Below are 9,339 nucleotides of genomic sequence, written 5' to 3' on the forward strand. Positions count from 1 at the left end.
TTTTGGCGATGAACGAGGCTAGAATTGACAAATGGTTGTGGGCCGCGCGGATATTTAAAACTCGCTCGATAGCGGCCGATGCCTGCAAAAACGGGCGCGTAACGCTTAATGGGGTGAACCTGAAACCAAGTCGAACGATTAAGGAAGGCGACGTGGTGAGCGTGAAAAAGCCGCCCGTAACCTACTCGTTCAAGGTGCTGAAAACCATCGAACAACGTGTGGGAGCAAAGCTGTTGCCCGAAATTTACGAGAATGTTACCGACCCAAAGCAGTACGAACTGTTGCAGATGAGCCGCATCAGTGGCTTTATAGATAGGGCGCACGGCACGGGGCGACCAACGAAAAAGGAACGTCGCGCATTGGATGCCTTTGTAGATCCCGTGATGTTCGGGTTCGACGATGAGGACGAGGGCGACGAATAAGTTCATTCAACACAGATTGTAAGCAGGCATTTCCTATCACTTGGAGGTATGTTCAGACTTTCAACCACCATCTTTCCTTACAGCCTTTTGTGGCGACAACAACATTAACCAACGTAAACAATAAAGCATATACAAACCCTATGACCAACATTGCCATCTTTGTTTCGGGTAGCGGAACCAATTGCGAGAACATCATCAGGCACTTTGCCGACGATGCCAACGTGCATATCGCCTTGGTGTTGAGCAACAAGCCCGATGCCTATGCCCTTGTTAGGGCCAAGAACCACCATGTGCCTACGGCCGTATTAACCAAAGCCGAGTTTAACGATGAAACCAAAGTGATGGACTTGTTGAATGCGCACGAGGTGAATTTCATTGTCTTGGCCGGTTTCTTATTGATGATTCCGCCCTTCCTCGTTTCAGCTTTTCACCAGCGCATGCTCAACATTCATCCCGCCTTGCTGCCTAAATTCGGAGGAAAGGGCATGTATGGGCATCATGTTCACGAGGCGGTTAAGGCCGCAGGAGAGAAAGAAACGGGCATCACCATCCATTGGGTGAGCGACGATTGCGATGCTGGCGAGATTGTTGCACAATATTCAACGCCTTTAACAGACAGCGATACGCCCGACGATATTGCCGAGAAAGTACACCTATTAGAGCAAGCCCACTTCCCCGAAGTTATAGCGCAGGTGTTGGAAAGGGCTAATTTATAGATTACACTTAACGGAAAACCATAATGAAGAGAACTGCTTTTATCTTCGTTGCCCTATTGGGCACGCTGTGTTTGAACGCTCAAGAAACGTCTAAGCCTAATCGTTGGCCTTCGTTTCTAAATAAAACGGATTTTGCGGATGCCACAAAGTTCATCCCCGCGCCGCCCGATACGTCGAGCATTGCATACCTTAACGACTTTAATCGCTATCAATGGGGCAAGTCTATGCGCAATACTGCGCGTGGAAAGCAAGCCATTTACGATGCGTCGGTAGACATCGACTCCGTACTTAGTGGCTTTTCAGAGGCGTTCGGCATGCCAATTAGCAAGCAAACAACGCCCGAACTGCACTATCTGATGGAGCGAGTGGAGAACGATGGCAGCCTTTCGGTGCGTAGTGCGAAGAAGAAATACATGCGTAAGCGTCCATACGTGCAGTTTGGAGAAGGTACAGCCGTGCCACACGAAGAGGAAGAACTTCGTCATACTGGCTCTTTCCCCTCTGGTCATACGGCTCGCGGATGGGCTATGGCCTTGGTTTTGGCTGAGATTAACCCCGAAAGACAAGACGAGATACTTGTGCGTGGCTACGAATATGGCGAAAGTAGGGTGATTGCCGGCTTTCATTATCAGAGTGATGTGGATGCGGCACGCCTTGCTGCAAGTGCTGCTGTGGCCCGCTTGCATGCTGATGAGGCCTTTCGCAAGCAGTTGGACAAGGCAAAAAAGGAATTTGCACGATTGAAAAAGAAGTGATTTTGTAAACCACTTTGGTGCACAAATACGCTTGCGGGGCGTTTATGGCGAGTGATATAAACTACCATAAATGCCCCGCAAAGCTTTTGTTTATGTCGGTTTGTGGAGTTGACACAAAGTCACTTTGGCTTTACCAACCTGCATTTACGCCTTGCTCAATGCGCGATAGGCCTCGTCGAAGTTTTTGGGATGTCGGCCGATGAGACAGACATTAACAAGACAGTTGGCCGCAAGTTCGATGTCGGTTAGATCTACGCCCTTTTCTTTCACCACCTCTTTGCCCAGACAAACCTCCCATGTGGTGTCGAAAGCAGCATCTTCGGCACCCATAAACGATGCGTCGCTGTTGGGGTCGGGCATTATTCGGTAGCGTATGTTTTTCTTAGAGGCCACGGGTTGCAGGCTCATCAGGATGTTATAGCCTTGTTCGAGAGAGGCGCGGAACTTGCCAGTGCCAGGGAACATGTCGGCGACAACGGGCATGAGGTCGTCGAATTGATAACGTTGTAAAAGTTGTTGCAGTTTCATTCGTGCTTTATTTTATGGGGTAAATGATGGGGGAACGATGCTCCCAATCAGAGTATTTTCAATGCAATGGCAGCACAAGCCTCGGCATCGGCCAAGGCATGGTGGTGCATGTCAAGTTCGTAACCACAATGGCTGGCCACGGTAGGAAGTCTAAAATCGGCCAATCCTGACTCTTTCAGCTTGCGACGTGCAGTTAATAGCGTGCAGTAAAAGGGATAATCGGGATATTCCATGTCGTAGGCGGCGAAGGCAGCTTTAAGGCACGACTCATCGAAAGCCTTGTTGTGCGCCACAAGCGGCTTGTTGCGTATCAGCGGCGCAATCTCTGCCCACACGTCGGGAAACGTGGGTTGACCATTGGTGTCGGCAGTGGTAAGTCCATGAACCGTAACGCACCGCTCTTCAAAATAGTTGGGCGTGGGTTGTATCAGATGGTAATAGCTGTCCACAATCTTACCCTCTTCCACCAGCACAAGACCCACACTACACACGCTTTCCCTTTTGAAGTTGGCCGTTTCGAAGTCTATGGCGGCAAAATCTTTCATTGTTTTCTCTGTGTTTATAACGATATGGGCGGAACAATCCACGTGTTCCGCCCATATATTTATCTTGTCTTGTGTTGGTTCGCTTTAACTTACGAGGCCTTAAAATTTAGCCATCTTTATGGCTACAATGGCGCATTCGTCGCCTTTGTTGCCGTATTTTCCGCCGCACCTGTCAAGTGCTTGTTGCTGGTCGTTGGTTGTTAGCAAGCCATAAACCACGGGAATTTCGCTCGTGGCGTTGAGTTTTGCAATGCCATACGTAACGCCTTGGCAGATATAATCGAAGTGCGGAGTCTCACCTCTGATAACGCACCCCAGTATGATAACGGCATCATAGCCGCCGTTAAGCACCATTTGGTGTGCGCCATAAACCAATTCGAAACTGCCAGGAACGGTTTTTACGTGTATGTTCTCTGGCAACGCGCCATGCCTTTCGAGGGTTTGAACGGCTCCGTTTAGCAGAGCACCCGTCACTTCGGGGTTCCATTCAGACACCACGATACCGATACACATGTTGCTGGCATCGGGAATTTTCGACAGGTCGTATTCCGAAAGGTTGTGTAATGCGGTAGCCATTATTTCGTAGATGCGCGTTCCACATACTTGTCAATCTCCGAACTCTGTACGAGTATGGAGTTAACATACTTCTTCTTGATGTCTTGGTAGATGGCCAAAGCCTCTTCTTTTTTGCCTTGCGACTCAAGAATTTCGCCTGCTTGGATAAGGAACAGGGGCGAAAGCGTGCTGTTTGCACCATCGGCAGCTTTGCCGTCGGCCAGCTTTGCAGCCTTTTTCAGATTGTCAACAGCCTTGTCCAAGTCGTTAAGGTGTGCATAGGCGTTGCCCAAAGCCGCAACAGCAGCAGGGCTAACCATAGCATCCGAGGCAGGCGAATAGGCATCGAGGAATTTCTTTGCAGCTTCCCATTTATCGAGGTTTGCATTGCAAAGGCCAGCGTACAGGTTGGCCAAGTTGCCTGCATCGGTGCTGCTGTAATCGTCGGCAATGCGTGCGAAACCCACATAACCAGCTCCATCGCCGTTCAGGGCCTTGTCGAATTGCTCTTGATTAAAGTATTCTTGCCCTTTGGCCAAGGCTGTACTAGCCTTTTCTTCGCGTGGACCAGCCACGAGCGACTTATACAGGAAGAAGCCAGCCACGATGAGAACCAAGGCCGCAACAGAGCCAAGTATCACTTTTTTGTTCTTCGAGAAGAATGCGTCAGAGCTTTGCGATGCGTCGAAAGTTTCGGCAACGCCTTGTTTGTTTTTGTTTGCCATTATATATTTAAACGTTGTTATTATTCTAAGAAGTGGGGCAAAATTACTGAATTTCTCGCATATAGTGAAACATATCAGCTACTTTTTTCGTTTTTCATACCCAAATGGCGTAACTTTGCAAGAGAGTTAACTGTTTGTTTCGATTATGATTTTGAATAGCATTTCAATTATCAATTATAAAAACCTGCGCGCTGTCAACTTGCAGCTATCGCCCAAAACCAATTGTTTCATTGGGCATAACGGGTCGGGAAAGACCAATTTTCTCGATGCGTTGTACTACCTTTCGTTTTGTAGAAGTGCGTACAACCCCATTGATTCGCAGCTTATTACCCACGAACAGGACTTTTTTGTGCTTGAGGGCGACTATATTAGCGAGGGTGGCGATGCCGAAAACGTGTATTGCGGCATGAAACGTGGGTCGAAAAAGCAGTTTAAACGCAACAAGAAGGCTTACAAACGGCTTTCGCAGCACATTGGGTTGATTCCCTTGGTGTTGGTGTCGCCTGCCGATGCTGCACTTATTGATGGTGGCAGCGAGGAGCGTAGGCGACTGATGGACATGGTGATCGCGCAATACGACACTACTTACATTGAGGCTTTAACCCGATGTAACAAGGCTCTGCAACAGCGAAACGCCCTGCTAAGAATGGAGGCCGAACCCGACTTAGCTTTGCTGGAACTGTGGGAAGAGGAGATGGCGGCACAAGGAAAAGTGGTATATGCCAAGCGCGCAGCCTTTGTAGAAGAGTTCATTCCTGTGTTCCAAAGCATTCACGAGCGCATTTCGGGTGGGTCGGAACGTGTCTCTCTGCGCTATATCTCGCATGGCCAGCGGGGCGACTTGCTCGATGTGATACGCAAAGACAGGCATAAGGATAGGGCTGTTGGCTACTCTTTGCACGGCGTTCACCGCGATGATTTGGAGATGTTGATTGATGGCTACCAACTAAAACGCGAGGGTAGTCAGGGCCAGAGCAAAACATACGCCTTGGCGATGAAACTTGCGCAGTTCGATTTCTTAAAGCGAACGGCATCTAAAACCACGCCATTGCTGTTGCTCGACGACATCTTCGACAAGCTGGATAGCCAACGCGTGGAGCGTATTGTGGAGTTGGTGTCGGGCGATAGCTACGGACAAATATTCATAACAGACACTAACCGAGAGCACCTAGACCGCATATTGCAGTCGGGAACTACTGATTATAAGCTTTTTTATGTAGAAAACGGGGAAATAACCGAGAAAGGAGGCGACAATGTTTAGGCGCGATGTGAAACCTTTGGGCGAGATATTGATGAAACTTCTGCGTGACGAAGGACTCGAAACGCCTTTACAACAGAAACGACTGATTGACGCTTGGGAAACGGTGGCAGGCCCTATGGTGGCGCGTTACACCACAGAGAAGTTCATTAAGAACCAAACTTTGTTTGTTAAGATAACCAATCCAGCACTTCGCCAAGACCTCGCGATGATGCGAACGCAACTGATGCGCCGACTAAACGAACAGGTTGGGGCGTTGGTTATTACTGAAATTAAAGTGTTTTAAGTGTGAGTTGGTGAGGTTTTGAGTTTACTAGTTTTTGAGTTTTAAGTTGTTTATGCCAAGACTCATAAACTTACTAACTAAAGAACTTCCAAGCAAAGAAAATTAAAACTCATAAACTTAAACGCTAAAAGGCATTTGGCTTAACTCCTTAACTCCATAACTCCTTAACTCCCTTGATTACTCCTAATAAAAACTAACGATGAATAAAGACAAAAAGAAAATAGGCTTAGCCCTATCGGGAGGTGGCTATCGCGCTGCCGCTTATCATGTAGGAACGTTGCGGGCATTGCACAAGTTGGGCATCCTCAACAAGGTAGATGTAATTTCTTCGGTGTCGGGCGGGTCGATAACTACGGCCTATTACGCCCTGCATAAAGACGATTACCAAACATTTGAACAAGGTTTTATCGCGCGTTTGCAGCGTGGTGTGCTTTGGTCTTCGTTTCTTTATGTAGGTGTTTTGGGCGTTCTTGTGCTTGCTTTTGCCGTGGTTTTGGGTTATATCACGTCTCTTGTGATGGGTACTTTATGGCCACACCATCCCATTTGGGCAGGTAGCGTGGCCGCATTGGTAGGCGTATGCGCATTAGCCCTTGCGCTTTTGGGCATCTTGAAAAACTCGTTTACGGCCTTGCCCATAAGCAAACTCATTTCAAAACTTTACGATAAAGTGTTTTTCGAGCGCAAAACACTGTCCGACTTGCCCCAAACACCCTTAATTTGTATCAATTCTACCAACCTTGCTACGCACTTGCCGTTCACCTTTTCGCGCGGCATGATGGGCGAATATGCCTATCGCATCAACGGGCAATCCATGTTCGATGCCAATGGTTTCCCACTTTCACGCGCCGTTATGGCCTCTTCGTGTGTGCCATACGGCTTTACGCCGATAACCATTGGTGCGGCTTTTGTGCGCGGCAAGTATGAAGATTGCGAACAAAAGCCCGAACCACCCAAACTGATTGATGGTGGCGTGTACGACAATCAAGGAGCACACAAGCTAAGCCAAGACAAGAGTCGCTTTCGTTGCGAGTACATTGTGGTGAGCGATGCAGGCAATGGGCAAGTAAGTGCAGCAGGTACCACACACTTCTTTAACCTCGCGATGAACACCATTAGTATGATGATGAACCGCATAAAGAAGATGCAACGCAGCGACAACCTTTACGAAGGCTTTGCCAATAAGGAACATTTTGCTTACGTGCCACTTGAATGGGATTGCAGCGAACGCTCATTACATGGCTTTGTTAACAACCTTCGCAATGGCAATGTACATCCCGATGTGTGGCAGGCACACGGCATAAGCGAGGCAGAAGTTGCAAGCTTGAAGGCAAAAGGCGCACAACGAACCGAGGCAGAAAAGGCCATTTTGCAGCACATTAAGGCCAGTGTGGGGTGGAGAAAGTTTGAAGAGAGCGTACCTAGTTCCGATAAAATAGACTTGGCTCGACGTGTAGGCACCAGTCTTGTGGCTCTTTCTGCGGAGCAGATAGGCGCACTAATAGCCCATTCTGCTTGGCTTGCCGAACTACAAACGCGCCTTTATTTGCCGATGTTGGTAGAGCATGTGTAAGTTAATGGGCTTAGGATGAACGTGATTTTTTGCACCATTGAACTCATAAACTCGCAACGCAACAAGTCATCAACTCATCAACTCACCAACTCACTAGCTCCCCATCGCAAGATGGAATATCAATTAAAATAATAAATCTAAGTATATATGCGCATGAAAATGGTAAAGTGTTTAATGCTAATGTGCGTTCTCTTGGTGGCGTGTACGACACATACGCCCCCAAAGAGAATGGCGAAAAAGAAGAGGAGCAATATTCGTTGTTTTGAAAAGCTCGATACTGCTGACGCCAACAAAAGGTTTCTTGAATACCGGAAAAAGGAAGAGCAGGAATTTCCCGAAGAACAGTTTATGTATCCACCCTGCGAATGCAAATACACGGACTCTGCGGGAAACATCATAACTGTGACAAAAACCGAAGTTGGATATGTTAAGACAAAACAGAAAAAAGGCAGTCTGTTTGGTGAGTATCGATGTTATTTCATGAATGGCAACATTCAAGAGTCTGGCGAATATTATTATCAAAGTTTTAATTGTGGTATATGGCGAGAATATGATGTGAAAGGTTATCTCATCAAAGAAACAGATATGGATAAGCCTTACAAAGGCTATTCTTGGCAAGACGTCTTGCTCTTTGTTAAAAAGCACAACATCAATCTTTATGACGAACGCACCGACATAGACCGATATGTTGACGAATCGAACATTCCCCGTTGGAATATAAGTTGGTTCAGTATGCGCAAAAAAGTTTCTCGTTACACCATTATTGATGCACGTAATGGGCGCATCATCACAGATGGTATCGCGCATGGGATGAAATAAAACGTGTGTTTTGATGTGTATTAAGGCACAGACAGGCTGATGACTGAACCATAAATCGTGCATAAGGCTGGTTTTAAAAAGTCGCCAAAGGTGTTTTAGAACCAGCCATTAATGACATTCTTTTATCTTTCCTTTCCCATCTGCATTGCAATTAGTTACACTTTATATGAAGTCGTCTTGACTTCTGATGTTTATAAACATGGAGGGTTGTTTACCATCTTTGTGTTGTAAAAGCATTCTCTACAAGTTGAAAATTGGTTGCCAATGGCAGATTACTTCTGCGTTTCTCAGCTGCTGTTCCCGTTGTCCGTGAGCAGCATGCCCTGCAACCGCTTGCGCTGGTCGTTGCAAACCTACATGTTTTCCGTGCCGTTGCCCACTCGCGCGTGTTTACCACATGGTGGTTTTGTCTGATTTTTAGTAAGAAATTTAACATTATAAGTGCCCTTTTCGTCCACCAATCGCCCACTTGCCGCAAAAAATCGATTCTCGCGGAAGTTTGTTTTGATGCAAAATAGGGTTAGCATGTGCATGCGGCAAAATGAATATTTATTTAAAAGAACCGCCATTTGTACCACATTTGGGGCTATTTGTGGCTAAATGCAGGGTGAAACGGTGCAAAACGCAGTGTGTTTTGGTGCTAAACGCAGTGCGTTTTGGTGCAAAATAGAGTGCGTTTTGGTGCTAAACGCAGCGCATTTTGGTGCTAAACGCGGTGCAAAATGCTGCAAAATGCGAGACGAAAAGCATAAACATCCACGGCAATTGTATAAACAAAACCTTATAGAACCATGAAACGCATGGCTAGAAAAGGCAAAATAACCATCAAAAAGTAGGTTTTTAGGGGCTAAAAGCAGGTATTTGGGCTTGAAAAAATATGAGTTAGCAACCAAACTAGAAAGGCTAAATGGTGCAAAATTCAGGTTTTAGACTTAAAAATTGACAAGCCCCAAGGCGTGAGAGGGTAGAAACAGTGGCTTTTTACCAACTTTTTAACTAATATTTTCGCTAGAACGGAGCGAAAATTAGAGCGGTATTGTAAAATAAAAGATAGTAATTTAAGTTTTTGAGATGATGAGTTTTTTAGTTTGTGAGTTGATGTCTTCGGGAGTTGTTGGGCTTTCGTCAAGTTTAAAGTCAGTGAGTTGATTTGTAAT

11 protein-coding genes are annotated in these 9,339 nt (G+C 46.6%); 7 read left to right on the forward strand and 4 right to left on the reverse strand.

Features of this window, described 5'->3' with window-relative positions; all coding sequences use genetic code 11:
• The first annotated feature begins 8 nt into the window (after positions 1 to 8).
• The 3 genes from HMPREF0670_RS05675 (at position 9) to HMPREF0670_RS05685 (ending at position 1,893) form a co-directional block, all read left to right on the forward strand.
• Entirely contained in the window at positions 9 to 422 is a 414-nt protein-coding gene (locus HMPREF0670_RS05675) for an RNA-binding S4 domain-containing protein (RefSeq protein WP_009230202.1), read from the forward strand.
• Positions 423 to 562: 140 nt separating this feature from the next.
• Positions 563 to 1,138 carry a phosphoribosylglycinamide formyltransferase gene (gene purN / locus HMPREF0670_RS05680; RefSeq protein WP_009230203.1) on the forward strand — a complete coding sequence of 192 codons (576 nt, stop codon included), beginning with the start codon at positions 563 to 565 and terminating at the stop codon, positions 1,136 to 1,138.
• Between the two features lie 23 nt (positions 1,139 to 1,161).
• The gene (locus HMPREF0670_RS05685) at positions 1,162 to 1,893 is read left to right on the forward strand and encodes an acid phosphatase (RefSeq protein ID WP_009230204.1); all 732 of its coding nucleotides are present in this window, start codon (positions 1,162 to 1,164) and stop codon (positions 1,891 to 1,893) included.
• A gap of 144 nt (positions 1,894 to 2,037) precedes the next feature.
• Here HMPREF0670_RS05685 and HMPREF0670_RS05690 read toward each other — a convergent pair whose 3' ends face one another.
• The 4 genes from HMPREF0670_RS05690 to HMPREF0670_RS05705 form a co-directional block, all read right to left on the reverse strand.
• Positions 2,038 to 2,421 carry a hypothetical protein gene (locus HMPREF0670_RS05690; RefSeq protein WP_009230205.1) on the reverse strand — a complete coding sequence of 128 codons (384 nt, stop codon included), beginning with the start codon at positions 2,419 to 2,421 and terminating at the stop codon, positions 2,038 to 2,040.
• Positions 2,422 to 2,468: 47 nt separating this feature from the next.
• The gene (locus HMPREF0670_RS05695; protein WP_009230206.1) at positions 2,469 to 2,966 is read right to left on the reverse strand and encodes a 3'-5' exonuclease; all 498 of its coding nucleotides are present in this window, start codon (positions 2,964 to 2,966) and stop codon (positions 2,469 to 2,471) included.
• A 99-nt stretch (positions 2,967 to 3,065) separates the two neighbouring features.
• Positions 3,066 to 3,542 carry a 6,7-dimethyl-8-ribityllumazine synthase gene (gene ribH, locus HMPREF0670_RS05700; RefSeq protein WP_009230207.1) on the reverse strand — a complete coding sequence of 159 codons (477 nt, stop codon included), beginning with the start codon at positions 3,540 to 3,542 and terminating at the stop codon, positions 3,066 to 3,068.
• The gene (locus HMPREF0670_RS05705; RefSeq protein ID WP_009230208.1) at positions 3,542 to 4,246 is read right to left on the reverse strand and encodes a tetratricopeptide repeat protein; all 705 of its coding nucleotides are present in this window, start codon (positions 4,244 to 4,246) and stop codon (positions 3,542 to 3,544) included. Before HMPREF0670_RS05705 ends, ribH begins: the two co-directional genes overlap by 1 nt.
• Positions 4,247 to 4,391: 145 nt before the next feature.
• On the opposite strand from HMPREF0670_RS05705, the gene recF reads away from it, so the two are divergent.
• The 4 genes from recF (at position 4,392) to HMPREF0670_RS05725 (ending at position 8,182) form a co-directional block, all read left to right on the forward strand.
• A complete protein-coding gene (gene recF / locus HMPREF0670_RS05710; protein WP_009230209.1) occupies positions 4,392 to 5,507 on the forward strand; it encodes a DNA replication/repair protein RecF in 1,116 nt (371 codons plus the stop codon).
• On the forward strand, positions 5,500 to 5,790 hold the full coding sequence (locus HMPREF0670_RS05715) for a DciA family protein (RefSeq protein ID WP_009230210.1): 291 nt from the start codon (positions 5,500 to 5,502) through the stop codon (positions 5,788 to 5,790). Before recF ends, HMPREF0670_RS05715 begins: the two co-directional genes overlap by 8 nt.
• A gap of 199 nt (positions 5,791 to 5,989) precedes the next feature.
• Entirely contained in the window at positions 5,990 to 7,363 is a 1,374-nt protein-coding gene (locus tag HMPREF0670_RS05720; RefSeq protein ID WP_009230211.1) for a patatin-like phospholipase family protein, read from the forward strand.
• 228 nt (positions 7,364 to 7,591) lie between these two features.
• Positions 7,592 to 8,182 (forward strand): hypothetical protein, encoded by a 591-nt coding sequence (locus HMPREF0670_RS05725; protein ID WP_009230212.1) that lies wholly within the window; start codon positions 7,592 to 7,594, stop codon positions 8,180 to 8,182.
• Positions 8,183 to 9,339 lie beyond the last annotated feature (1,157 nt).

The organism is Prevotella sp. oral taxon 317 str. F0108, assembly GCF_000162415.1.
Taxonomy (GTDB): Bacteria; Bacteroidota; Bacteroidia; order Bacteroidales; family Bacteroidaceae; genus Prevotella; species Prevotella conceptionensis.